The sequence below is a fragment of the Polynucleobacter sp. HIN8 genome, from assembly GCF_030297615.1.
Taxonomy (GTDB): Bacteria; Pseudomonadota; Gammaproteobacteria; order Burkholderiales; family Burkholderiaceae; genus Polynucleobacter.
The window spans coordinates 1,629,135-1,652,861 of record NZ_AP028139.1 but is presented as its reverse complement, the minus strand read 5'-3'; the positions used below and the strand labels follow the sequence as shown (position 1 = coordinate 1,652,861).

Below are 23,727 nucleotides of genomic sequence, written 5' to 3'. Positions count from 1 at the left end.
TCTGCCCTTTGGCGCTAGGGTTTAGGCAAAATAGGGTGGGAAATATCTAAAAAAGTTAGTAATTACTCTCATTGGATGTTATTTCCAGTAGGCCTGCGTCGGCAAATGAGAAAAAACCATGTTTTGCCACTATGCAGTGGTCGAGGAGGGCAATGTTGACCCATTGCAGCGCTTGGATCAGTTCTTGGGTTATGGCTTCATCATTTGGGCTGGGAAGCGGGTTGCCACCGGGGTGGTTATGAGCAACCACTAAGGCGCTGGCATTTCGATTAAGGCATTCTTTAATAATTTCTCGGGGGTAAATTACGGTGTGATCGATTGATCCCCGAAAGAGCTCCTGGCACTCAATTAGACGGTTGCTGTTATCCAAGTAGAGGCAAAGAAAGACCTCGTGCTCCAGTCTAGCAATCTTGGTTTGCAAAAACTCCCTGACTTGGGTTGAGGATGAGAAGATGGCTTGCTGAGAGAGGCTTTCATGAAGACAACGTTTGACCAGTTCATAGGCTGCCTTAATTTGGGCCCATTTGGAGGGTCCCATTCCATAGCACTGGTAAATTTCGGCCAGCGGGGCATTCATAAGGCCTTGCATCCCCCCAAATTGACTCAGGAGATCTTGGGCTAATGAAACAGCACTTTTCCCTTTCACACCGGAGCGCAGAAAGATTGCAAGGAGTTCGGCGTCCGATAGCGAGGCAGCGCCCTGGCGAGTCAGTTTCTCCCGGGGCTGTTGTGCTTTTGGCCACTGAGAGATCGGGTGATATTGGGCCTCTCTCGCTACAATGGCAGCATGAGTGAGCCCACTGTTTCCCCTGATTCCTTCTTGACCATCAACTATCGATTGACCCTTCCGGGCGGGGAGGATTACATCAATACCTTTGATGATCGGCCGGCGACGATGCAATTGGGATCGGGTCAATTTGCCCCCTGTTTTGAAAAGGTTTTATTAGGGGCGAAGGTTGGCGAAAAGCGCTCGGCCGTTTTAAGTCCAAAAGACGCGTTTGGGGAACACAAACCAGAACTCATCCAGTGGGTTGGCATGGATGTTTTATTGGCCAATACCGATGAGGTCCCCGAGTTTGCTCCGGGCGATATGATTGAATTTAATGCACCTAGCGGTGCACAATATGCAGGTGTGTTGCAATCGATCAATGAAGAGGGCGCCTGGTTTGATTTCAACCACCCTTTAGCAGGAAAGCAGTTAAGTTTTGAAGCAGAAATTATTGCCATTTTGTAATGAAGATCCATGCAAAGTAATCCATTGCCGTCGGAAACCGATGAAATCCTGTTGGCGCAGCCCAGGGGATTTTGTGCGGGCGTCGATCGAGCCATCAATATCGTGAATGAGGCTCTTACTCGCTTTGGTGCACCGATTTATGTTCGACACGAAATTGTTCATAACAAATATGTTGTTGATGAGCTCCGCGCCAAGGGCGCTATTTTCGTCGATGAGATTGAGGAAATTCCCCGTGGGGCGATTGTGATCTATAGTGCCCATGGAGTTTCGCAGCAGGTTCGCCAAGATGCTGCAGAGCGAGGCTTGCAAGTGTATGACGCTACTTGTCCTTTGGTGACAAAAGTGCACGTTGAAGTGGTGAAGCTCTGTAAGGATGGATTTACGGTATTCATGATTGGTCATGCTGGCCACCCAGAAGTTGAGGGGACAATGGGGCAAGTTGATAGCGGTATTGTTTTGATTGAAAACCTGACAGATGTAGAAAAGCTTAATTTTTCTGCTGATGAGCGTTTGGCGTTTGTGACCCAAACCACCCTTTCGGTCGATGAAACCAAAGAAATTGTGAATGCGCTCACTAAAAAATTCCCCAAAATTATTCAACCGAAGAAGCAAGACATTTGCTATGCCACGCAAAATCGACAAGATGCCGTGAAATTTATGGCACCCCAAGTTCAATTGGTGATTGTCGTCGGAAGTCAGGCGAGCTCGAACTCTAATCGTCTGCGTGAATTGGCTGAAAAATTAGGCGTACCAGCCTACATGGTGGATGCCCCGGAACAGCTGCGACCCGAATGGTTTGACGGCAAGAAACGAGTTGGCTTAACAGCAGGCGCATCGGCACCAGAGACTCTTGCTCAAGCAATTGTGGCTCGCATTCAAGAGTTTGGTCCACGGCAGATTCGATCTTTAGACGGTGTTGTGGAAGACGTAACCTTTTCTTTACCAAAAAATCTAACGCATCCTGTTTGATTCTTATTACTATTTAACTTGGAGGATTTGCCAATGAAACCATATCAAAGAATGTTTTCATATAGCGTACTGTCAGTCGCCACATTGGGATTGTTGGTAGCTTGTGGAGGTAAGGCCAACGATGGCGAAGTGAAGATCGGACATGTAGCGCCACTCACTGGGTCGATTGCGCACATGGGTAAGCAAAATGAGAATGGCGCTGTTTTGGCGGTCGAGGAAATTAACAAGGCAGGATTAACCATCAACGGTAAGAAGGTGGTGCTCAAGTTAGTTCCAGAAGATGATGCAGCAGACCCGAAGACTGCCACTCAAGTTGCACAAAAGTTAGTGGATGCAAAAGTCGTGGCAGTCGTCGGCCACTTAAATTCGGGGACTACGATCCCCGCTTCGAAGATTTACCATGATGCTGGCATCACCCAAGTTTCTCCATCGGCAACCAATCCCGAATACACCAAGCAGGGCTTCAAAACCGCTTTTCGCTTAGTGGCCACCGATGCGCAACAGGGCCCAGCGTTAGCCGATTATGTAGCTAAGAATTTAAAAGCCAAAGTGGTCGCGATTATTGATGACTCGACCCAGTATGGCAAGGGCCTCGCAGATGAGTTTGAGAAAACCGTAAAAGCTGCTGGTATTAAGGTATTGCCACGCGAAGCAACCAATGACAAGGCAACCGACTTTAAAGCCATTCTCACCAAGGTAAAAGCTGGTAAGCCCGATGTAATTATGTACGGTGGAATGGATGCAACAGGTGGCCCCTTGGCCAAGCAAGCAAAGGAGTTGGGCATTAAAGCCAAGATTGTGGGTGGCGATGGAATTTGTACCGACAAATTGGCTGAGCTAGCTGGCGACGCCATTAATAACGTGGTTTGCTCGGAAGCGGCTATGTCTCTCGCAAAAATGGAAGCAGGTCCAGAGTTCCAGAAAAAATACAAAGATCGCTTCAATATCGATGTGGATATCTATGCCCCATTCTCCTATGATGCCGTTTATGTGATTGTGGATGCGATGAAGCGTGCAAATTCAGTTGAGCCAGCAAAGATCTTGGCCGTTATGCCACAAACACAAATGAAGGGTTTGATTGGTAATATTGCTTTTGATGGCAAGGGCGACCTCAAAGAGAGTGTGATCACGTTGTACGATTACAAAGATAAAACGAAGTCTGTCCTAGAAATTATTAAAATTCAGTAATCTAAAAAGCACCCAGCGCGGTGCTTTTTTATTGACAAATTGTCGATGGATATTCTGCTGCAGCAGATTTTGAACGGCCTAGTGCTGGGCAGCATTTATGCCCTCATTGCATTAGGCTACACCATGGTCTACGGTATTTTAGGAATCATTAATTTTGCCCATGGCGAAGTTCTCATGATCGGAGCCATGGTGGCGCTCACCTTGATTACACTCATTACTCAATTACCACTAGGTTTGCCACCATGGGTACTATTGGTTCTAGTTTTATTGATGACCATGGGGGTGTGTGCATCGGTGAGCTATTTAATCGAGCGTTTTGCTTATCGTCCTTTGCGTCATGCACCTCGCTTGGCACCATTAATTTCTGCAATTGGCGTTTCTGTTTTATTGCAGACCTTGGCGATGATCATTTGGTCGCGCAATCCCATGACCTATCCACAGCTATTACCTTCAACACCGATCGATCTTTTTGGTTCTGGGGCAACGATCACGGGGAAAGAAATCGTGATTATTGCTACATCCTTTTCGGTAATGGCTTTATTACTTCTGATTGTGCAAAAAACCAAACTCGGGCGGGCAATGCGCGCAACCGCCGAGCAGCCAAATGTGGCTGCGCTAATGGGCGTTAATCCCAATCGGGTGATTTCCATTACGTTTATGTTGGGTGGTGCGCTTGCGGCCCTAGCCGGCATCATGATGGCCACTAACTACGGTAATGTCCATTTCTCGATGGGATTTATTCCAGGATTAAAAGCGTTCACTGCGGCAGTATTAGGGGGGATTGGCAATATTCAAGGGGCGATGTTGGGCGGACTGTTGCTTGGTTTGATTGAGGCGATTGGGGCTGGATACATCAGCGATTGGACCGGTGGTCTATTGGGATCCAACTATCAAGATATCTTTGCTTTTATGGTCCTAATCTTGGTCTTGGTGTTTAGACCGCGGGGTTTATTGGGCGAGCGGGTCTCTGATCGTGCTTAAGCAACTTTTTCATCAAGCGTCCCAACGCGACCGACAACGATTTTGGATCGTAAGCGCGATCGTATTATTAGCTCTTCCATGGGTCGTCGGTTCGATTGGTGGCAACTATTGGGTACGGGTTTTAGACTTCGCGTTGCTTTATATCGTTCTTGCATTGGGCCTTAATGTGGTGATCGGTTTTGCTGGGTTACTGGATTTGGGTTACATCGCTTTTTATGCCGTAGGTGCATATAGCTATGCCTTACTCGCCTCACCCCATCTCACCACCCAATTTCCTGCGATTGCCGCCATTTTTCCTACAGGCCTTCATTTCCCACTGTGGGGCGCGCTCATCATCTCCTTTGTCTTGGCTGCGATATTCGGAGTGCTACTCGGATTTCCGACTCTTAAGTTACGGGGCGATTATTTAGCAATTGTGACCCTAGGGTTTGGGGAGATTATTCGGATTTTTTTAAATAATTTAGATCGCCCCCTTAATCTCACGAATGGGCCTAAAGGGATTGGCAGCATTCATCCAATCGAGCTCTTCGGTATCAATCTCTCAAAGCCAATTAGTATCTGGGGTCTGCAGATCCCTTCTCTGTACTTACTCTTCTATTTTTTCTTAATCCTCACCGTTCTGGTTGCGATTGTCTGTTCGCGTTTAGAGCATTCCCGAATTGGTCGTGCATGGGTAGCAATCCGTGAGGATGAGGTGGCCGCTGAGGCGATGGGGATTGAGACCCGTAATATGAAGTTGCTTGCATTTGCAATTGGCGCAAGTTTTGCTGGTGCCGCAGGAGTATTGTTTGCTGCTTTTCAGGGCTTTGTATCGCCAGAGTCGTTCACCTTATGGGAATCCATTGTGGTTCTAGCGATGGTTGTCATGGGCGGCATGGGACATATCCCTGGCGTGATTCTTGGGGCGATCTTGCTAGCGGTTTTTCCTGAGCTATTACGCAGTATTGCAGCCCCCATACAGCAGTTTGTATTTGGATCGGTCCTTGTTGATACTGAAATTATTCGTCAACTACTCTATGGCTTGGCACTAATCCTCATCATGCTGTACCGACCTAATGGCATTTGGCAAAAGCCGGATGCCCTGAAAGCAGCACACGGATGAGCGATCTCTTAAAAATTTCCGGAGTATCAAAACGCTTTGGAGGCATCCAAGCGCTTGATGATGTCGGTCTTCGCGTCCGTACCGGGACGATTGCAGGACTCATTGGTCCTAACGGTGCTGGTAAGACCACTTTCTTTAATGTGATTACTGGCTTATACCCAGCTGATCGGGGTGAGTTTGAACTACAGGGTCGTCCGTATTCCCCTCATTCGGTCTCTCAGGTTACCCAAGCTGGTATTGCCAGAACCTTCCAAAACATTCGTTTATTTAAAGAGATGACCGCATTGGAGAATGTTATGGTGGGCTGCGATTGCCGCTCGTCGATTGGTGTATTGGGCGCCATTTTAGGTACGCAATCGAATCGACGCGAAGAACGTGTGATCCGCGAAAAATCGCTTGCTTTTCTCGAGTATGTTGGCTTACAAAACTACATACAGCATAAGGCTAAAAATTTATCCTATGGGTATCAACGACGTCTTGAAATTGCTCGTGCGTTGGCCACCGAACCCATTTTGTTAGCTCTTGATGAACCTGCTGCCGGTATGAATGCAAGTGAAAAGTTAGAATTAAAAGAGCTAATTTTAAAAATTCGTGATGATGGCAAAACCGTATTACTCATTGAGCACGATGTGCATCTTGTGATGAGTATTTGCGATTACTTAACCGTGCTTGATTATGGCAAAGTCATCGCTGATGGGTTGCCCAATGAGGTTCGTAGGCATCCTGAAGTGATTCGGGCTTATTTGGGCGGAGCAGCCGCATGAGTACCGCACCTCTTTTAGAGGTCAGGAATCTGAAATTGTCGTATGGCGGAATTACTGCCGTGAAGGGGATTGATTTTTATATCAACCCTGGAGAGTTGGTGACCTTGATCGGTGCGAATGGTGCTGGCAAAACAACGACACTGAAAGTCATTGCTGGTCTTTTGAAACCCAGTTCCGGATCCATCCATTTTTTAGGAAGCGCAATTGGGGGTCAGCCAGCGTATGAGTTAGCTGCGCTTGGGGTTGGATTGGTGCCAGAAGGCCGGGGCGTATTTGCCAGGATGACCATTTTAGAAAATCTACAAATGGGAGCATACGTCCGTCAAGGTTCTCACTCTGTGAAGAGTATTGATCATGACCTTGAAGTGGTGCTTGAAACTTTTCCACGTCTGCGTGAGCGCTTATCCCAACTGGCTGGCACTCTATCTGGTGGAGAGCAACAAATGGTGGCAATCGCTCGGGCCATGATGGCTAGGCCAAAGCTTCTGTTATTGGATGAGCCCTCCATGGGCTTGGCACCACTCATGGTCGAGACTATTTTTGGAGTGATTCAAAATCTTAATCAACACGGCATGACGATTTTGCTAGTCGAGCAAAATGCCCGTTTGGCCTTATCCATGGCAGATCGAGCGTATGTCTTGGAAAGCGGGGTAATCACCCTATCGGGCACAGCGAACGAATTGTTAAACGACGATCGAGTGCGCGAAGCGTATTTGGGCGTTGATGCGAAAACGAGTGCGACTTAACTTAGCTTTTTAAGTAAAACTCTTAGGGTAGTGCACATCGTCAGGATTTCCTCTTCGGTGACATTGAGTGCAGGCATAAAGCGCAATAGATCGGGTTTTGGTGAATTGATCAACAAGCCTTGAGGTTCGTGCTCTCTTGCAAGCTCGACCAAAGATGCGCCAATATCCCGTCCAAGCATCAGTGCCCGAAGTAGACCCTTGCCACGCTCACCTTGTAAACCAAATTCAGAGCACAGTTTAAGTAACTCACTTTGTAAGAGTCTTCCTTTTTCAATCACCGAGTCCAAAAACCCAGGAGCCATGAGTTGCTCAATGACACTAATTCCTACGGCGGTCATTAAAGCATTGCCATTGTAGGTGCCCCCTTGATCGCCGGGTACAAAACACGCTACCGCATCCGTGCATAAAAGAGCTGCAAGAGGAACGCCACCACCAATGCCTTTACCAAGCGTCATGATGTCAGGCTCAATCCCAAAATGTTGGTAGGCAAATAATTTACCGGTTCTACCAAAACCAGCCTGCACTTCATCAACGATGAGCAACAGATTGCGTTCTTTAGTTAGTTGGCGTAGCGCTTTCATGAAGGCATCATCGGCAGGAATGACACCCCCTTCACCTTGGACTGGTTCTAACATGACCGCAACCGTTTTATCGGTGATGCAGCGCTTGACCGATTCAATATCGTTTAGATCAGCCTTAGGAAAGCCTGGCACCTGGGGGGCAAATAGGGTATCCCAGCCAGGCTTACCCGATGCGCTCATGGTTGCTAAGGTCCGCCCATGAAAACTATGATCAAAAGTGATAATTTCATAGGCACCGCCTTTGTGGATCTGGCCCCATTTCCGAGCGAGCTTGATGGCACCTTCATTAGCCTCTGCTCCACTGTTGGCAAAAAATACCTTATTAAAGCAACTATGGCTGGTCAGTAAATCAGATAGCCGAATCATGGGTTCGTTATAGAACGCAGGACTGGGGTTAATCAATTTTTGGGATTGCACATAAAGCGCTGAAATAATTCCAGGATTGCAGTGTCCTAGGCAATTTACTGCCCATCCTTGGAGAAAATCCAAGTAGCGCTTACCATTTTGATCAACCAACCACGAGCCTTTGCCTTCCATCATGATGATGTCAGGCCGCTTGGTGATATACATCACCGAATGGGCGTCAACAGGACGAGGATCTGAAAGTTGATTCATACCCCAATCATACAAAAGATCGGTGTAAAAAGGGAATTCAGCCCAAAAATCATGGAATTAGGCGTGTGCCAGATCAGCTTCGCTAGTGAATGAGTCCGCATAAAACTCATCCTCGGGCAGTCCACATTGTTTTATAAAGTCAGTTTGAGCCGACGCAATCACAATGGGGGCACCACACGCGTAGACCTGAAATGCACTCAGATCCGGAAAATCTTCCATCACAGCACGATGGACAAAGCCCGTACGACCGGTCCAATGATCTTCTGGCCAACCTTCAGAAATGACTGGGATGTAATGAAAATGGGGCATCGTACTCGTAAACTCCTGACAAAGAGCATCCATGTAGAGATCTTTAGGGCGTCGGCCGCCCCAGTAGAAATAGACCTCACGATCAATTTTCTTCTCACGCATATGCAACAGAATGGATTTGATCGGCGCAAAGCCCGTACCAGATGCTAAGAAAATAATCGGTTTCTGAGTGTCCTCACGTAAGAAAAAACTTCCTTGGGGGCCTTCAAAACGCAAGATATCCTTTTCTTTCACTGATTTGCCATCTGCGGCTTGACCAAACAAGGGGTCGGTAAAGAGGCCCCCTGGTAGATGGCGAATGTGTAACTCAATCGGGCCTTCTTGATGTGGGGCGCTGGCAATCGAATATGCGCGGCGTTTATTGTCTTTGAGTAAAAACTCCAAATACTGACCAGCCAAAAACTGAAAACGCTCACTGGCCGGTAGTTGCAGTTCAAGAATCGCAACATCGTCACTTGGGTACGTCATGGTCTGAATCCGGCATGGCACCTTACGAACAGGAATATCCCCTCCGCCATGAATTTCGCGAACATCAATGAGTAGATTGGATTGAGGGTGGGCACAGCATAAAAGGCTTGCCCCTGCGGTTTCATCAAGGGTGCTTAGGGCGCTTTGACTATGATCGCCATGCTCAACTCGACCTTCGAGAACCTTGCCTTTACATGATCCGCATGCACCATTTTTGCAGCCATAGGGTAGTTGAACGCCCTGGCGGATGGCCGCTTCCAGCACAGTCTCATCCTCTTCCACCATGAATGTTCTGCCACTCTTTTTTAGTTCTACTTGGTACTGCAATTCCACTTCTCCCAATAAATCATTACGATGTTAATTCTATGATTTCCAAAACCAGTCTATTTCGTCGTCCCCGCATCCTCATTATTGGATGTGGTGATATCGGTATTCGGGTTGCGCAGCAACTACAAGGAAATACGCTCGCTCAATCACAAGGTCGACCCAAGATCTTCGCATTAAGCAAAAGTCCTGAGCGTTTTAACGAACTTCGAAAGTGTGGGATCACACCTATCGAAGGTAATCTTGACCATCCAGAGACTCTATGGCGAATTGCCCATCTGGCAACAACGGTTGTTCATCTGGCTCCACCGCCGTTAGATGGAGAGCTCGATCAACGTACCCGTAACCTAGTGCAAATTTTATCCCAGCAAGGGCGATCTGTCAGACGCCTGGTCTACATTAGTACAACCGGGGTCTACGGAAATCGTAATGGTGATTTTGTGGACGAGACCAGTCAATTACAACCGACTAGTGCACGGGCAAAGCGACGCGTTGATGCAGAACAGACACTCCGCTATTGGGCGGCCTCGCAAGGTGTTGTGTTGACCATTTTGCGTGTACCTGGAATCTACGGACCCAATCGCTTACCGATCGAGCGCCTACAAAATAATACCCCCGCATTACAAGAATCATTTGACGCTTACTCGAATCATATCCATGCTGATGATCTTGCACGTCTCACTTGTGCCGCATTATTTATCGGTAAACCACAGCGTGTAATTAATGCATGCGATGGTAGTGAGCAAAAAATGGGTGATTATTTTGATGAGGTCGCAAGTGCACTGCATTTACCCAAGCCACCGCGATTACTGCCTGATGAAGTGCGTGCTCAGGTTGGCCCCATGATGTGGTCATTTATGACCGAGTCACGACGAGTTCGTAATCAACGGCTTGGCGAGCTCAAGCGCCCCCTGAAATATCCTCGCGTCAAAGACTATCTAAAAAATTTGTAATTATTTCCAGCCGTCTTTTAGACCAACGCTGCGATTGAAGACCAGTTTTCCTGGGGTGCTGTCTTTACGGTCAACTACAAAGTAGCCATGCCGCTCAAATTGAAAGCGTTCTTCAGGTTGAGCGTTCTGAATGCTGGGTTCCACATAAGCCCGAATTACCTTTTTGGAATTTGGATTCATGAAGCTCAGAAAGTTCTTATCACCGCTATCGGGTTGCGGATCGGTAAATAAATGCTCGTAAAGACGTACCTCAACGGGAACGGCCTCCGCAGCATTGATCCAATGGATATTTCCCTTTACCTTATAGTTATTGGAGTCTGGTGTGCCGCTCTTACTATCAGGGAAATAGCGAGCTCGAACTTCCACGACATTTCCTTGGTCATCCAAGTTCACACCTGTGCACTCGATGACAAAGCCATGACGTAAACGTACACGCCCACCAGCAGCTCCATCCTTGGGTGGGAAAAGACGAAAAAATCCTTTTTCAGGACTCATCTGAAAATCATCGGCCTCGATCCAAAGCTCACGTCCAAAATAAAACTCACGCTTACCCCATTCGGGATGATGCGGATGCTTAGGAGCAGAGCAGGGCTCCTTTGCGCCCTCATCAAAGTTTTCAATCACGAGCTTAAGCGGGGAAAGGACTGCGCTGGCGCGAGGCGCGCGCGCATCTAAATCATCTCTTAAGGCTTGTTCGAGAACACTCATATCAATCCAGCTATCCGCTTTTGATACGCCAATCCGTTCACAAAATAAGCGAATACTCTCTGGTGTGTAACCACGACGGCGGATACCAACAATGGTTGGCATCCGTGGGTCATCCCAACCGTCGACGCGTTGCTCCTCAACGAGTTGTAGGAGTTTGCGTTTGCTCGTAATCGTATATGTGAGATTGAGTCTGGCAAATTCGTATTGATGAGGTAGTGGGCCTTTGAATACACCGCATTCTTTAAGACTATTGAGAATCCAATCATAGAGAGGACGATTGTTTTCAAACTCCAGCGTACAAATTGAGTGCGAGACATTCTCAAGCGCATCTGAAATACAGTGGGTGAAATCGTATAAGGGGTAAATACACCATTGATCACCAGTGCGATGATGATGAGCATGACGAATGCGATAAATCACCGGATCACGCATCACGATATTGGGGTGAGTCATATCAATCTTTAGGCGCACCACATGACTACCATCAGGGAATTCACCAGCACGCATTTTCTGGAAAAGTGCGATGTTCTCTTCGGTGGAACGATCTCGATAGGGACTGTTTACTCCTGGAGTCGAAAAATTACCACGATTTTGATGAATTTCCTCTGCATTTTGACTATCAACATAGGCTTTACCATGGCGCATCAAAATTTGCGCAAACTCATAGAGGCGCTCAAAGTAATCACTGGCGTAATACAAGTGCTCATGGCACTGGTGGTGCCAATCAAATCCTAACCAGCGCACTGCATCTAAGATGCTATCGACATATTCCACATCCTCTTTGGTGGGATTGGTATCGTCAAGTCGCATATGGCAGCGACCACCCGAAGGCAGGGAATCATAGTCCCTCGCTAAGCCGTAGTTGAGGCAAATACTTTTGGCATGACCAATATGCAAGTAGCCGTTAGGTTCTGGTGGAAAGCGGGTAACTACAGCCGGTAGGAGCTTGCCATTTGCATCAACGCGATTGGTATAGGTTCCCTTGGCTAAATCATGATCAATGATTTGACGTAAGAAGTTGGATGGCTCGACTGGGTTTGCAGATTGAGTAGACATCCTACTATTGTAGAGAAGACGGATTGACTGGTTCTGGAAGCAAAAAATATGGCCCGCAAACGCGGGCCAGATAGATAGAACAAAGTAAATTTAGGAAAGTTTTATAACTCTTCAGTGAAGACTTCTTCACGACTCTTTTTAATCGCCGGAAGAGTCACAATAATTAGTAAAAGAGCGGCTGCAATTAGAAGGCTCAGAGACAGTGGTCGAGTGACAAAGGTTGTAAAGTCGCCGCGAGAAAGTAGGAGTGCGCGACGGAAATTTTCTTCCATCATAGGACCCAATACAAATCCCAATAGCAATGGCGCTGGTTCACAACCAAACTTAAAGAACATATAGCCAATGACACCAAAGCTTGCGGTAATAAAAATATCAAAGATCGAGTTGTTGACCGTATAGACCCCGATACAGCAGAAGACCAGAATTGCTGGATAGAGCATGCGATAGGGAATCTTTAAAAGCTTGACCCAAATGCCAATCAGTGGGAGGTTCAGCAAAATTAACATGATGTTGCCAATCCACATGGACGCAATCAGACCCCAAAACAAGGTTGGATTACTGGTCATCACTTGAGGACCAGGCTGAATGTTATGGATCGTCATGGCGCCAACCATGAGGGCCATCACGGCATTCGGTGGAATGCCAAGCGTTAATAGGGGGATGAATGAAGTTTGTGCTGCAGCATTATTTGCGGCTTCAGGTCCAGCAACACCCTCAATGGCTCCTTTGCCAAATTCATCACTATGCTTTGAGGCTTTTTTCTCAACGGTGTATGCCCCAAACGCGGCCAAAGCAGCTCCACCTCCAGGCAGAATACCCAGTAATGAGCCAATGGTCGTACCTCGCAAAATCGATGGAACCATGCGTTTGATATCGGACCAGGCTGGAATTAGGGTTGTCACCTTATTGAGGAATGATTCTCCTGCCCCCTTTTTCTCCAAATTGAGCATGATTTCAGCAAAGCCAAAAACACCCATTGCAACCGATACAAAACCAATGCCATCGGTTAACTGCGGAATATCAAAGGAGTAACGAGCAACGCCTGAGTTCACGTCAGTGCCGATGAGGCCAAGCAGTAGACCTAATAGAATCATGCCAACGGCTTTGATTAGGGAGCCTGATGCAAGAACAACGGCACCAATAAGTCCTAACACCATTAAGGAGAAATATTCGGCGGGACCAAATTTAAATGCCACTTCAGCGAGAGGTGCTGCAAAGCCAGCCAAAATCAAAGTTGCCACGCAACCTGCAAAGAATGAACCCATACCCGCAGTAAACAGCGCTACACCACCACGACCGCGCTTAGCCATTTGATAGCCATCAATTGCAGTGACCACCGAGGATGTTTCCCCAGGGATATTTAGCAAGATCGCCGTAGTTGATCCTCCGTATTGCGAGCCGTAATAAATCCCTGCCAACATAATCAGTGCTGCAATTGGAGGGAGGGCATAGGTTGCAGGCAGAAGCATGGCAATCGTTGCAATCGGGCCAAGACCAGGTAGGACGCCAATCAGGGTGCCAAGTAAGCATCCAATAAAGCAATATAAGAGGTTCTGCATCGTAAATGCAGTCTCGAAGCCCAATGAAAGATTATTTAATAATTCCATTTGTTATTCCGTTTAATGGGTTATTCGAGAAAGGTTGGGAGTAAAGGAAATTGAAGATTCAATCCCTGTACGAATGCGAGGTAAGTGAAAGTCACTAAGAAAATCGCATTTAGAACAGTACTTTTCCAAGTAAATTCGTGGCTTGCGCTAGCAGAGACAAGCACCAAAATAAAAACGGATAACATAAAACCGAGCGTGGGCAATAGCAAGCCATAAAGAACGACCGAGCCTGCAATCCAAATCACAATTTTCCAATTCCAAGTACCGATATCTTCTTTCGTATTTTTGGATGACATTGACTTCAAGAGAACGAAAAAACCAAGAGCAGTTAATAGCGCCCCAAGCCAAAATGGAAAATAACCTGGGCCCATCTTAGCGGCAGTACCCATTTTGTAGTTCAAGGCATTAAGTGCAAAAAATAGACCAAAGACCATATACATGATCCCGGCGCCAAAATCCTTTTTATTACGAATATTCAAAATGCGTCTCCTTTATAGCGATCGCTGCCTTTTCGTAAAGGGCTATTCTTAGTCGATTTGTGATTGTAAGGGAATGGGCATGGGCATCTTTAAGGGTTTGCCCTAATTCTGTGCCAATGCGATAATTCTAAAGATGAAAGTCTCCGAAATCCGCCAAGCCTTCCTTGATTATTTTGCCTCCAAAGGTCACCAAATTGTGACCTCAAGTCCCGTGGTTCCAGGAGATGACCCTACCCTGCTTTTTACCAATGCCGGGATGAATCAATTTAAAGATGTCTTTTTGGGGTTCGATAAGCGACCCTATCAGCGCGCAACCACTGCCCAAAAATGCATCCGTGCCGGTGGCAAGCATAACGATTTGGACAACGTTGGTTATACCGCAAGACACCACACCTTTTTTGAGATGTTGGGTAACTTCTCATTTGGTGATTACTTCAAAGAAGATGCAATTCAATTTGCTTGGGAGCTGCTGACCCAGGTTTTTAAGTTACCCAAAGATAAATTATGGGTCACTGTGTATGCCGAAGATGATGAAGCCTACGATATTTGGGCAAAAAAAATTGGTGTACCGAAAGAGCGTATTGTGCGCATTGGCGATAACAAGGGTGCGCGATATGCATCAGACAATTTTTGGATGATGGGTGACACTGGACCATGCGGGCCATGCACTGAAATCTTTTATGACCATGGCCCAGAAATTGCGGGTGGGCCTCCGGGCAGCCCGGATGAAGATGGCGATCGTTTCATTGAGATTTGGAACAACGTCTTCATGCAATTTAATCGCGATGAGGCCGGTGAAATGCACCCCTTACCAAAGCCTAGTGTCGATACGGGTATGGGCTTGGAGCGCATTGCTGCCGTTTTGCAACACGTTCATTCCAATTATGAAATCGATTTATTTACCCATCTTCTGCAAGCAGCAAAAGATGCGGTTGATCGCGCTGGAGCGAATGGTTGTGATCTAAGTAGTCCATCCCTAAAGGTGATTGCTGATCACATTCGTGCTTGCAGTTTTATTGTGGTCGATGGAGTGATTCCTGGAAATGCTGGGCGTGGATATGTGTTGCGGCGCATTGCGCGACGCGCCATCCGTCATGGCTATAAGTTGGGTGCACGGCAGGCTTTCTTTCACCAGTTAGTACCCGCCTTGGTTGCTGAAATGGGTGACGCCTATCCCGAGCTGCGTCAAGCACAAGAGCGAGTCATGGATGTCCTCAAGCAAGAGGAAGAACGTTTTTTCCAGACCATTGCCAATGGTATGGAGATCTTAGAATCTGCGCTTCAAAACAACCAAACGGTCTTGGATGGAGAAACCGCGTTTCGTTTGCACGATACGTTTGGATTTCCCCTTGATCTTACGGCCGATGTCTGTCGTGAGCGCGGTGTAAGTGTGGATTCAGCTGGCTTTGAGGCGGCTATGCAGCGTCAGCGTGATCAGGCGCGTGCTGCTGGTAAATTTAAGATGGCACAAGGTTTGGATTACCGGGGCGAGCCTACAAAGTTCCTGGGATACGAACAGGTATTGATTGAGGATGCGCGGGTAACTGCCCTGTATCGCGATGGTAGTCCAGTCGATTCGATTCGGGCTGGTGAAAGTGCAGTGGTTGTTCTTGATCGCACTCCGTTTTATGCGGAGTCCGGTGGACAAGTGGGCGATCGTGGCGAGTTGCGAACTGAGCAATCACAATTCATCGTAGCAGATACCTTTAAGATTCAGGCCGATGTCTTTGGTCACCAAGGCGAATTGCAAGAGGGTGAGCTAAGGATCGGGGATATGGTTGTGGCGCGCGTGGATACACACTTGCGTGCGAAGACGATGCGCAATCACAGTGCGACTCACTTACTCCATAAGGCCTTGCGTGAAGTTCTTGGTGATCATGTCCAACAGAAGGGCTCCTTAGTCGATGCGGATAAAACCCGATTTGACTTCACTCACACCGCTCCCTTAACAAAAGCAGAGATCGCTCGTATTGAGCAGATGGTCAATCACGAGATTTTGACCAATACGGCAACCGCTGCCAATGTGATGGCCTTGGATGATGCACAAAAGACCGGAGCAATGATGCTCTTTGGTGAAAAATATGGTGAGCGTGTGCGTGTACTTGAAATTGGTTCATCCAAAGAGTTATGCGGTGGAACCCACGTAAAGAGAACGGGCGACATAGGTAGTTTCAAGATTACCTCTGAAGGCGGAGTAGCCGCCGGAATTCGTCGGGTTGAAGCAGTGACTGGAACGAATGTGATGGATTTTGTTCATGGCCTTGAATCAAAGATGCAAGAAGCCGCACATTTGTTAAAGACAGCCCCTCATGATCTGCCCCAACGTGTCAGTCAGTTACAAGATCAACTGAAGCATCTAGAACGCGAGCTAGAACGAGTAAATGCCAAATTAGCAGCCAGTCAGGGCGATGATTTAGTCAGTCAAGCAAAAGATCTGCAAGGTATTAAGGTCTTAGCCGCCCAATTGGATTCGGCCGATGCTAAGGTATTGCGTGACACGATGGATGCACTCAAGGCTAAATTAAAGTCAGCTGCCATTGTTTTGGCAGGGGTTCAAGACGGCAAGGTAAGCCTGATTGCTGGGGTGACGAGTGATGCAACCAATCGGATCAAAGCCGGAGAACTCGTGAACTTTGTGGCTCAGCAAGTGGGCGGTAAAGGTGGTGGTAAGCCTGAAATGGCTATGGCAGGTGGTAGCGATCCAAGTGGTTTAGGTAAAGCGCTTGCCGCCGTTGACGCTTGGGTTGCAGAGCGGGTTTAGTGATTCATCGCTAAAATAGCAATAAATAGGAGAATGAAATGAGTGAAGCAAGCTCGATTGTGGTTCATCGCGAAGTGGATGCCATTGGCATGAACTGCCCTTTGCCTATTTTGCGCACCAAGAAAACTCTCGCAGAGATGCAAACTGGTGAGGTGTTAAAGCTCAAGGCAACTGATTCGGGCGCAACGCATGATATTCCTGCCTTTTGCAAACAAACCGGCAACGAACTGATTGCCACTGACAACGAAGGCGATACGATGGTGTTTTACGTCAAGCGACGTTAAGACAACCCAGTACTTCGACCCAGCATTTTTTTAGCAGCCCCTAAAACCTGACTGGGCTCTAGCAGGTCAAGGCACTCACTTTTGCTATTGGCCGTATCAAAGCAGCCTGCCTTTCGGCAGGGAACACAATCGCCAGGACCTTGCAAAATGCAAACCTTTTGTACGATTTGGGTACGGTCCCGAAGTTGATAAGGGCGTTCTCCAACAAAGCCATTAGGCCATGGCCCAAAATTAGTGGGTGGAGTGGGTCCAAATAAAGCAATCGTTGGGATTTCGGAGGCAGCGGCAAGGTGGGTCACTGATGTATCGACACCGATATATAAAGCCGCACCGTCTAACACGGTTTTGACTTGGGGTAAGTTGAGATGCCCTTTGGTGTCGAGCACTGATCGGCTCACCTCATGATCGAGCAAGGAGAGAATATCTCGATTGAGGGCCAGATCCTGCTCTGCGGGGGATGCGCTCAAGACTATTTGATAGTTCATGGCGACCAACTCTTTAATCAATTGAGCCCAATAGCCTAAAGGCCAACGCTTGTAGCCATTGAGTGGCCCTGGATGTAAAACAATATACGGTTGACGTAGCTGGCTTTGTAATGCCGGGTTAAGAACTTGGCCGATGGGTGGAGTAACCGAGATCGGATTTGCAAAAAGATCGAGACCCTTAGCCCGATAAAAGGGCTCAAGAAGCTTGAGTTTTTCAACAATCACATGCTGTTCAAAATAATCGACAGCAACCCAATGCATGCAGATGGAACGCTTCCATGCACTTTTTTGATAATTCTTCGGCGTATCTTGTACGACCACGCCAACCCGACGAAGTGCAGCAAGGGATCCAAAAAAATAAGCTCGATCACTTGGTTGGGTAATGATCGCTAAGTCGTAACGTTGGAATAACCGATTGAAGAGCCTAAGATATTCCCAAAGACTGGGATGTTCCGAAGTTTCAATCAGATCATGCAGCTCCGGATTGCCTTTGAGCATATCGAGCTTACCGCGGTAGCCCAGAAAATCAAATCGAGCCTCTGGCCAAATCCGGCGCGCAGCTTGAATGAGGGGTGTGGTGACTAGCACATCACCAATTTGTCGCGTAGCAATGAAGAGAACCCGGCTTGGATCGGTCATACCCCAATACCAGCCTTTGCCATAATTTTTTCACGGACTCGCTTGGCATTCTCAGCCGCTTTGGACTGATCAGAGATTCGATGAAACAGATGAAACACTTCCGTCGACCATGCTCCAGATTGACGTCGAACACCGCTATGTTGCAAGCGAAAGACAAAGTCAGCATCTTCATGACCCCAGCCAGTCATGGATTCATCAAAACCACCAATCGCAAGCGCATCCTCTTTCCAGCACGCCATATTGCAACCTTTAATGCGGCGCCAAACAAATTTTTGATAAATACGCCATGCGCCAGGGCCGAATTTCAGCACGATGGGCCAAAACTTATTAATCCCACCGTTTAAGCGATAACTAATTAAATTACTTTTAAATGCTGCGAAGTTCCATTGCGGCCAACTTAAAATCTTTTGGGTCAATGATTCACTTAACAGAACGCGACTACCAGTCACCATCATTTGCGACTTAGCAAGCTGACGGTGACGCTTTACAAAATCAGGCTGCACAATGCAATCGCCGTCTAAAAATATGAGGTATTCCCCTTGGGCGGCCTGGATTGCTTGATTAAGAATCAATGTTTTCCGAAAACCCTGATCCTCTTGCCATAAATGTTGGATCGAGTGCTTTGAGCGCTCCATCATGGCATGGATTAGCGTTGCAGTCTCTGGTTTGGATCCATCATCGGCGATGATGATTTCAAAGTTTCGGTCAGTTTGGGTTTCTAATGATTCGAGACAAAAACGCAGTGCTTCAGGCCAGTTATAGGTGGCAAGTAGGATCGAGATTTTGAACATAAATGATCCTAGCTCTTTGGATCCTGAGTGCGGGCCGTTTGATGGAGTCGCCAAAGCTTCATATAGCGATAATACGTTCCTTGCGCATTGGAGCATGCCAGAGAAAAGCCTTGGGGACCATCTAAAAAACCAGCCCGTAAGAAATAGGTCCGAATAAACGACCAGGTTCCATGCAAAATGGCTTTGATTGGATTACCTGTTTTGCCTTTGGCAAATGCCTGTTGAGCGGAGTCGGTAGAATAGCGCTCCATTTTTGCTCTAACCTGCTCAGGGTTCATAAAGCTGTAATGAAGCATTTGATTTTTGAGTTTCAGAACAGAGCCCTCGGGGATTAAACGTTCATGCACTAAGTCAGACGAGAACCTAGCAGTTCCCCGCTTAAAAAGGCGATCTACATAATCGGGAGTCCAGCCCGAATGGCGCATAAATCGTCCGCAGTACCACGATAGTCTTGGAATGGCATAGCAGTTGGCTTGCGGTTGATTGAGAACTGCTTTGATCTCAGCACGAAGTTCGGGAGTGAGTCGCTCATCAGCATCGAGCGATAGGACCCAATCGGAGTTTGCTAAGTCAAGAGCCCGGTTCTTTTGGGGGCCAAAGCCGGGCCAATCATCGGGGGAGCTTATTAGCGCCCCATGGGCTTTAGCAATCCCCAGGGTTTTGTCAGTACTTTGGGTGTCTACCACTACAATTTGATCAGCCAGCCCGTCTAAGGAGGTCAAACAATCCCCAAGATTGGCTTCCTCGTTCCGAGTGATGAGTATGACTGATAAGGTGGGCATAATTCATTATATGAATGCTTCAGACCGTCAAGCCCTAAATCGACTCATTGGCTATTTACGCCCCCATACCCGCCTGATTGTTGGCTCCCTGTTGGCTATGGCTCTGGTAGCCGCCTCGGAGACCTCCATACCCGCTCTGATGAAGCCCCTCTTGGATGATGGCTTTTCTGGCAAGATGAATCATCAGTTATGGCTCGTCCCCGTCTTTCTGGTGGGGCTTGCAATTGTGCGCAGCGGTGCTCAATTTCTCTCTAACTATTTGCTAACCAAGGTGATTAGCAACATTTTGCTAAAACTGCGCGAACAAATGTTTGCCCGGCTCTTGCGTGCCAAGACCGATTATTACCAAAAGACTACAGCATCGAACTTAATTAATGCAGTAGTTTTTGAGGTCAATAATGTCTTATCGATTATGGGTGGCATGCTGATCAGTCTCGTACGCGATTTACTGACGGTGATTGGTTTGATGGGGTATTTGCTGTATTTGAACTGGCGCTTGACATTAGTAGTCTTCGTGATTTTTCCCATCATTGCGTATGTGATGAGTAAGATCAATAAGCGCTTACGCAGTCTCAATCGCCAGCAGCAAAGCATGACCAGTGAGTTAGCGTATGTAGTTGAGGAGGCCGCAGCTGGCCATAAGATTGTCAAAGTGCATGGCGGTGAAGATTATGAGATGCGCCGCTTTATGGAAAAAGCCGAGCAATTGCGTAAGTTCACGCTCAAAGCCGCAGTTGCTGGTGGACTAAATCAGCCGATCACTCAGTTGATTGCCTCGATGGCTTTATCGGTAGTCCTGGTCATTGCCATCATGCAATCAGCGAGCCAGGGCGTGACGGTTGGTAGTTTTGCGGCGTTCATCACAGCGATGCTATTGATTGTGTCACCACTTAAGCATTTGGCGGACATTAACCAACCCTTGCAGCGGGGGCTGACTGCTGCTGAGATGATCTTTCAGTTAATTGATCAGCCGATTGAGGAAGAAAAAGCGCAAACATCCAATTTGAAGCGGCTTGATAAGGCCAAGGGTGAAATAACCTTTGAAGACCTTTCTTTTTCATATGATCAAGAAGGGGGCCGAAAAGATACTTTACGCAATATCAACCTTGGGATTAAGCCGGGTGAGGTCGTTGCCTTTGTAGGACCATCGGGTGGCGGTAAATCAACATTGGTTAATTTATTACCTCGTTTTTATCAGCCTAAATCTGGTCGGATTGTGCTCGATCAAATTCCGATTGAGGAAATCGTTTTAACTGATTTACGAAAACAAATCGCCTTTGTCAGCCAAGATGTCATTCTGTTTAATGACACCATTGCAGCGAATGTTGCCTATGGTTCAAGTACGGGTGATGCGATTGATCGTGGTCGTGTAATCGAAGCGCTTGAGGCGGCTAATTTATCTAATTTACTTTCTGAGTTACCTAATGGAATGGATACGCAGATTGGAGATAATGGCAACCGCTTATCCGGTGGTCAGCGTCAACGCCTAGCGATTGCGCGTGCGATTTACAAAGATGCACCAATCTTAATTTTGGATGAAGCAACGTCAGCCCTTGATTCAGAGTCTGAGCGGCAAGTGCAAGAGGCACTTGATCGACTCATGGCCGGTAGAACCACTTTGGTTATTGCACATCGTTTATCGACCATTGAGCATGCCGATAATATTGCGGTACTTGATCATGGTGAGATCGTGGAATATGGCCCGCACCGTGAGTTGATTACGAAGAATGGGCTATATGCAAGCCTGCATCGCTTGCAGTTTAGTGAAACGCATTAATTTAGAACAATATCGTATTGCTCTTGCTTAAAGCCAGCCTCTGCTTGGAGGCGAATTGGTTTTTGAATAAAGTCGCCGAGCATGGCTAAGAATTGATTTTCTTCCTCTAAAAATAAATCAATGACATCGGGTGCAGCAACGATACGGAACTCCTTGGGATTAAATTGACGGTGTTCACGCACAATCTCTCGCAAGATTTCATAGCAAATCGTCTGTGGTGTTTTAGTTTCGCCCTTGCCATTGCAGGAGGAGCAAGGTTCGCAAAGAATATGAGATAAAGACTCACGGGTGCGTTTGCGTGTCATCTCAATGAGTCCTAATGATGAGAAATCATTCACGTTGGTGCGCACATGATCACGCGCTAAATTCTTTTTGAGCTCGCTAAGAACGGCTTCTTGATGATCGCTCTGGGTCATGTCGATGAAATCAATAATGATGATGCCGCCCAAATTGCGTAAGCGCAATTGACGGGCGATTGCTTGTGCCGCCTCTAGATTGGTTTTAAAGACGGTATCGTCTAAATTACGAGCCCCTACGAAACTTCCAGTATTGACATCAATCGTGGTCATTGACTCGGTTTGATCAATCATCAGATAGCCGCCCGATTTAAGGTCTACGCGCCGACCCAAGGCTTTATTAATTTCAGAGTCAATGTCAAAGAGATCAAAAAGGGCGCGCTCACCCCGGTAGAGAGTTAGCTTTGAACTCAGCTGCGGCATAAAGGTTTGTGCAAACTGAGTGAGGCGCTCAAAGTTTTCTGCTGAATCAATCCGAATTTGATGGGTTTCAGGGCCAGCCATGTCGCGCAATACGCGCTCCGCTAAATTGAGGTCCTGATGAAGAAGCGCAGGAGCCGCCTTCTCTTTTGCTCGTTGAGCAATTTGCTGCCAGGTGGCACGTAGATATTTCAAGTCTGAAACTAAGGTTTCGTCGCTAACGTACTCAGCACTGGTGCGAACAATGATATCCCCGGATTCATCTGCAGGAATTAGGCCCTTGAGGCGATTTTTGAGGGCTTCGCGTTCCTCAGGGTTCTCGATCTTTTGCGAGATTCCAATATGAATCTCTTGCCCTAGCGGTCGATGAATTTGCGGCAGGTAGACCAAATTACGCCCCGCAATACTAATTTGGCGAGTGAGCCTTGCTCCCTTAGTCCCCAGTGGATCCTTCAGCACTTGCACTAGGAGTGTTTGACCTTCAAACAACACCTTTTCAATTTGACCGCCTGGTTGGGGTTCACCCAAATCATTAAAGTGAATAAATGCTGCACGCTCTAGGCCAATATCGATAAATGCCGACTGCATCCCAGGTAAGACCCGCGCCACTTTGGCTAAATAAATATTACCCACAATTCCACGTTGACGTGTCCGTTCAATATGCAGCTCTTGAACAGCATTTTGTTCAATTAAAGCAACTCGTGTTTCTTGTGGGGTGATGTTGATGAGGATTTCTTGACTCATGGGCGGTTTAAACCAAAACGTACGTGTGCTGCTTGCAATAGTTGGGCGGTTTCAAATAAGGGAAGCCCCATGATACCGCTATAGCTTCCAGAAATCTCCTCAATAAACGATGCTGCCATCCCTTGAATACCATAAGCACCCGCCTTCCCAAACGCTTCGCCACTGCTCACATAGGATTTAATTTGCTCAGAGCTTAATGTTGTAAATCGTAGCCTTGATTTTTGCAATGCACAGACTGGGGCACTTGTTGGCTCTGGGGTGATGGCAACTGCTGTGTAGACCCAATGCGTCTGACCGCTCAAGATTTGCAATATTCTTACTGCATCTTCTTCATCGCGTGGCTTTCCGAGGATTTCATGATCGGGTGAGTCTGGAAGACTGACGGTGGTGTCTGCACAAACGATTGGGGCCCATAGAAAATCGCGATTGAGTTGACGTTGTTGCTGCCAGCGCTTGATGGCCGCGATGCTTTTAGCAATGGTGACCCGTTGTGTGTAGTCGGCAGCGCGCTCGTTTTTAAGGACTAACTCCAAAGACTCAGCATCTTCTTCGGGGGTTGGAAGCAGTAACTGAAAGCGAACTCCAATTTGCGAGAGTAGCTCTTGACGGCGTGGGCTTTGGGAGGCGAGGAAGATAAAGTCGTACTTCATACAAGATGATTACC

General features: G+C 47.3%; 22 protein-coding genes. 11 read left to right on the top strand and 11 right to left on the bottom strand.

Annotation, left to right across the window (positions count from 1 at the left end; translation table 11 throughout):
- Positions 1-55 precede the first annotated feature (55 nt).
- On the bottom strand, positions 56-901 hold the full coding sequence (gene radC, locus QUE65_RS08625; RefSeq protein ID WP_286280683.1) for a RadC family protein: 846 nt from the start codon (positions 899-901) through the stop codon (positions 56-58).
- On the opposite strand from radC, the gene QUE65_RS08620 reads away from it, so the two are divergent.
- From QUE65_RS08620 to QUE65_RS08590, 7 genes are read left to right on the top strand one after another with little or no spacing between them, the layout of a single operon-like run.
- A complete protein-coding gene (locus QUE65_RS08620) occupies positions 788-1,234 on the top strand; it encodes an FKBP-type peptidyl-prolyl cis-trans isomerase (protein WP_286280681.1) in 447 nt (148 codons plus the stop codon). The genes radC and QUE65_RS08620 overlap by 114 nt on opposite strands.
- A 9-nt stretch (positions 1,235-1,243) precedes the next feature.
- Entirely contained in the window at positions 1,244-2,203 is a 960-nt protein-coding gene (gene ispH, locus QUE65_RS08615) for a 4-hydroxy-3-methylbut-2-enyl diphosphate reductase (protein WP_286280680.1), read from the top strand.
- Between the two features lie 33 nt (positions 2,204-2,236).
- A complete protein-coding gene (locus QUE65_RS08610; RefSeq protein WP_286280679.1) occupies positions 2,237-3,391 on the top strand; it encodes a branched-chain amino acid ABC transporter substrate-binding protein in 1,155 nt (384 codons plus the stop codon).
- A gap of 45 nt (positions 3,392-3,436) precedes the next feature.
- Positions 3,437-4,372: a branched-chain amino acid ABC transporter permease gene (locus tag QUE65_RS08605; protein ID WP_286280678.1), complete on the top strand. Its 936-nt coding sequence runs from the start codon at positions 3,437-3,439 to the stop codon at positions 4,370-4,372.
- Positions 4,365-5,474 carry an ABC transporter permease subunit gene (locus QUE65_RS08600; protein WP_353506662.1) on the top strand — a complete coding sequence of 370 codons (1,110 nt, stop codon included), beginning with the start codon at positions 4,365-4,367 and terminating at the stop codon, positions 5,472-5,474. The genes QUE65_RS08605 and QUE65_RS08600 overlap by 8 nt, the downstream gene beginning before the upstream one ends.
- Complete coding sequence (locus QUE65_RS08595; protein ID WP_286280677.1) at positions 5,471-6,238, top strand: ABC transporter ATP-binding protein; 768 nt, start codon at positions 5,471-5,473, stop codon at positions 6,236-6,238. Before QUE65_RS08600 ends, QUE65_RS08595 begins: the two co-directional genes overlap by 4 nt.
- The gene (locus QUE65_RS08590; RefSeq protein WP_286280675.1) at positions 6,235-6,984 is read left to right on the top strand and encodes an ABC transporter ATP-binding protein; all 750 of its coding nucleotides are present in this window, start codon (positions 6,235-6,237) and stop codon (positions 6,982-6,984) included. The genes QUE65_RS08595 and QUE65_RS08590 overlap by 4 nt, the downstream gene beginning before the upstream one ends.
- Here the strand turns inward: QUE65_RS08590 and QUE65_RS08585 are convergent.
- Positions 6,981-8,180 (bottom strand): acetylornithine transaminase, encoded by a 1,200-nt coding sequence (locus tag QUE65_RS08585; protein ID WP_286280674.1) that lies wholly within the window; start codon positions 8,178-8,180, stop codon positions 6,981-6,983. The genes QUE65_RS08590 and QUE65_RS08585 overlap by 4 nt on opposite strands.
- A gap of 57 nt (positions 8,181-8,237) precedes the next feature.
- Entirely contained in the window at positions 8,238-9,284 is a 1,047-nt protein-coding gene (locus QUE65_RS08580; RefSeq protein WP_286280672.1) for a CDP-6-deoxy-delta-3,4-glucoseen reductase, read from the bottom strand.
- 38 nt (positions 9,285-9,322) lie between these two features.
- On the opposite strand from QUE65_RS08580, the gene QUE65_RS08575 reads away from it, so the two are divergent.
- Entirely contained in the window at positions 9,323-10,234 is a 912-nt protein-coding gene (locus tag QUE65_RS08575; protein ID WP_286280670.1) for an SDR family oxidoreductase, read from the top strand.
- Here the strand turns inward: QUE65_RS08575 and QUE65_RS08570 are convergent, their stop codons facing one another.
- From QUE65_RS08570 to QUE65_RS08560, 3 genes are all read right to left on the bottom strand, one after another.
- A complete protein-coding gene (locus QUE65_RS08570; RefSeq protein ID WP_286280668.1) occupies positions 10,235-11,998 on the bottom strand; it encodes a glutamine--tRNA ligase/YqeY domain fusion protein in 1,764 nt (587 codons plus the stop codon). It abuts the gene before it with no gap.
- Positions 11,999-12,099: 101 nt separating this feature from the next.
- A complete protein-coding gene (locus QUE65_RS08565) occupies positions 12,100-13,605 on the bottom strand; it encodes a tripartite tricarboxylate transporter permease (RefSeq protein WP_286280666.1) in 1,506 nt (501 codons plus the stop codon).
- Positions 13,606-13,625: 20 nt separating this feature from the next.
- Complete coding sequence (locus tag QUE65_RS08560; protein WP_286280664.1) at positions 13,626-14,084, bottom strand: tripartite tricarboxylate transporter TctB family protein; 459 nt, start codon at positions 14,082-14,084, stop codon at positions 13,626-13,628.
- A 133-nt stretch (positions 14,085-14,217) separates the two neighbouring features.
- Between QUE65_RS08560 and alaS the strand changes: the two genes are divergently transcribed.
- On the top strand, positions 14,218-16,845 hold the full coding sequence (gene alaS / locus QUE65_RS08555) for an alanine--tRNA ligase (RefSeq protein ID WP_286280662.1): 2,628 nt from the start codon (positions 14,218-14,220) through the stop codon (positions 16,843-16,845).
- Between the two features lie 56 nt (positions 16,846-16,901).
- Complete coding sequence (locus QUE65_RS08550) at positions 16,902-17,129, top strand: sulfurtransferase TusA family protein (RefSeq protein ID WP_108509395.1); 228 nt, start codon at positions 16,902-16,904, stop codon at positions 17,127-17,129.
- Here the strand turns inward: QUE65_RS08550 and QUE65_RS08545 are convergent.
- The 3 genes from QUE65_RS08545 to QUE65_RS08535 are packed head-to-tail and all read right to left on the bottom strand — an operon-like array spanning position 17,126 to position 19,826.
- A complete protein-coding gene (locus tag QUE65_RS08545; RefSeq protein WP_286280661.1) occupies positions 17,126-18,253 on the bottom strand; it encodes a glycosyltransferase family 9 protein in 1,128 nt (375 codons plus the stop codon). The genes QUE65_RS08550 and QUE65_RS08545 overlap by 4 nt on opposite strands.
- Positions 18,250-19,044: a glycosyltransferase family 2 protein gene (locus tag QUE65_RS08540; protein WP_286280660.1), complete on the bottom strand. Its 795-nt coding sequence runs from the start codon at positions 19,042-19,044 to the stop codon at positions 18,250-18,252. The genes QUE65_RS08545 and QUE65_RS08540 overlap by 4 nt, the downstream gene beginning before the upstream one ends.
- 8 nt (positions 19,045-19,052) lie before the next feature.
- Entirely contained in the window at positions 19,053-19,826 is a 774-nt protein-coding gene (locus tag QUE65_RS08535) for a glycosyltransferase family 2 protein (RefSeq protein ID WP_286280659.1), read from the bottom strand.
- Between the two features lie 10 nt (positions 19,827-19,836).
- Here QUE65_RS08535 and msbA point away from each other — a divergent pair, with 10 nt between their 5' ends.
- Entirely contained in the window at positions 19,837-21,603 is a 1,767-nt protein-coding gene (gene msbA / locus QUE65_RS08530; RefSeq protein WP_286280657.1) for a lipid A export permease/ATP-binding protein MsbA, read from the top strand.
- Here msbA and rng read toward each other — a convergent pair.
- On the bottom strand, positions 21,600-23,063 hold the full coding sequence (gene rng / locus QUE65_RS08525) for a ribonuclease G (protein WP_286280656.1): 1,464 nt from the start codon (positions 23,061-23,063) through the stop codon (positions 21,600-21,602). The genes msbA and rng overlap by 4 nt on opposite strands.
- The gene (locus QUE65_RS08520) at positions 23,060-23,713 is read right to left on the bottom strand and encodes a Maf family protein (protein ID WP_286280655.1); all 654 of its coding nucleotides are present in this window, start codon (positions 23,711-23,713) and stop codon (positions 23,060-23,062) included. The genes rng and QUE65_RS08520 overlap by 4 nt, the downstream gene beginning before the upstream one ends.
- Between the last annotated feature and the right edge of the window lie 14 nt (positions 23,714-23,727).

Excerpts from the sequence above, each read along its gene's own strand:
- QUE65_RS08620 (WP_286280681.1), top strand. The coding sequence starts at position 788 with ATGAGTGAGCCCACTGTTTCCCCTGATTCCTTCTTGACCATCAACTAT.
- ispH (WP_286280680.1), top strand. The coding sequence starts at position 1,244 with ATGCAAAGTAATCCATTGCCGTCGGAAACCGATGAAATCCTGTTGGCG.
- QUE65_RS08610 (WP_286280679.1), top strand. The coding sequence starts at position 2,237 with ATGAAACCATATCAAAGAATGTTTTCATATAGCGTACTGTCAGTCGCC.
- QUE65_RS08605 (WP_286280678.1), top strand. The coding sequence starts at position 3,437 with ATGGATATTCTGCTGCAGCAGATTTTGAACGGCCTAGTGCTGGGCAGC.
- QUE65_RS08595 (WP_286280677.1), top strand. The coding sequence starts at position 5,471 with ATGAGCGATCTCTTAAAAATTTCCGGAGTATCAAAACGCTTTGGAGGC.
- QUE65_RS08590 (WP_286280675.1), top strand. The coding sequence starts at position 6,235 with ATGAGTACCGCACCTCTTTTAGAGGTCAGGAATCTGAAATTGTCGTAT.
- QUE65_RS08585 (WP_286280674.1), bottom strand. The coding sequence starts at position 8,180 with ATGAATCAACTTTCAGATCCTCGTCCTGTTGACGCCCATTCGGTGATG.
- QUE65_RS08575 (WP_286280670.1), top strand. The coding sequence starts at position 9,323 with ATGATTTCCAAAACCAGTCTATTTCGTCGTCCCCGCATCCTCATTATT.
- QUE65_RS08570 (WP_286280668.1), bottom strand. The coding sequence starts at position 11,998 with ATGTCTACTCAATCTGCAAACCCAGTCGAGCCATCCAACTTCTTACGT.
- QUE65_RS08565 (WP_286280666.1), bottom strand. The coding sequence starts at position 13,605 with ATGGAATTATTAAATAATCTTTCATTGGGCTTCGAGACTGCATTTACG.
- alaS (WP_286280662.1), top strand. The coding sequence starts at position 14,218 with ATGAAAGTCTCCGAAATCCGCCAAGCCTTCCTTGATTATTTTGCCTCC.
- QUE65_RS08545 (WP_286280661.1), bottom strand. The coding sequence starts at position 18,253 with ATGACCGATCCAAGCCGGGTTCTCTTCATTGCTACGCGACAAATTGGT.
- QUE65_RS08540 (WP_286280660.1), bottom strand. The coding sequence starts at position 19,044 with ATGTTCAAAATCTCGATCCTACTTGCCACCTATAACTGGCCTGAAGCA.
- QUE65_RS08535 (WP_286280659.1), bottom strand. The coding sequence starts at position 19,826 with ATGCCCACCTTATCAGTCATACTCATCACTCGGAACGAGGAAGCCAAT.
- msbA (WP_286280657.1), top strand. The coding sequence starts at position 19,837 with ATGAATGCTTCAGACCGTCAAGCCCTAAATCGACTCATTGGCTATTTA.
- rng (WP_286280656.1), bottom strand. The coding sequence starts at position 23,063 with ATGAGTCAAGAAATCCTCATCAACATCACCCCACAAGAAACACGAGTT.
- QUE65_RS08520 (WP_286280655.1), bottom strand. The coding sequence starts at position 23,713 with ATGAAGTACGACTTTATCTTCCTCGCCTCCCAAAGCCCACGCCGTCAA.